This window comes from Vibrio sp. 10N.222.52.B7 (genome assembly GCF_041474275.1).
Lineage (GTDB): Bacteria > Pseudomonadota > Gammaproteobacteria > Enterobacterales > Vibrionaceae > Vibrio > Vibrio crassostreae_C.
This window is the reverse complement of the sequence record NZ_JBFRTU010000404.1, coordinates 1-460: the sequence shown is the minus strand read 5'-3', so window position 1 is coordinate 460 and position 460 is coordinate 1. Positions and strand designations below refer to the sequence as shown.

The 460-nt window shown below is 40.4% G+C and carries 1 protein-coding gene and 1 pseudogene; both read left to right on the top strand.

Annotated features, from left to right (window positions below; translation table 11 throughout):
• Positions 1 to 177, top strand: a pseudogene (locus AB4512_RS23420) (HTH-type transcriptional activator IlvY); the annotation flags it as partial.
• A gap of 54 nt (positions 178 to 231) precedes the next feature.
• The coding region (locus AB4512_RS23415) for a transposase (protein ID WP_372175919.1) at positions 232 to 460 on the top strand (229 nt) is incomplete at its 3' end.

Sequence of the window (460 nt, the reverse complement as noted above, 5' to 3'; positions counted from 1 at the left end):
GGTATTGCGCCAGACGTTGTAATCAACAACAGTCCTGTGAGAGATAAAGTCGACCGCTTAAAAATAGAGCCAATCAAGCCGTTTGAATTAGGAGTGTGCTGTAAGCGATCGCAGTTAGAAAATCCGTTAATTAGAGCATTTTGGCAGATCGCTGAAGGTAAATACCTTCAAGACTAGTTATACCAATTCCATTAAATTCATGATCTAATATAGACTCTGAAAGGAGCCTATATGAACTCAGATTTATCAAAGCTTATCGGCGCAACCTCCAACGCGAGGTTGAGGCTAAGATTACTCGCGGTCTCTCACTTTATCGATGGTAAAAATCGAACTGAAATCGCGTCATTTCTTAAAGTCAGTCGTCTCAGTGTGAATAAATGGATCAAGGCCTATCTTGATTTTGGTGTTGAAGGGTTAGTAGAAAAACATCATACAGGAAGACCTTCCAGACTCACTATTG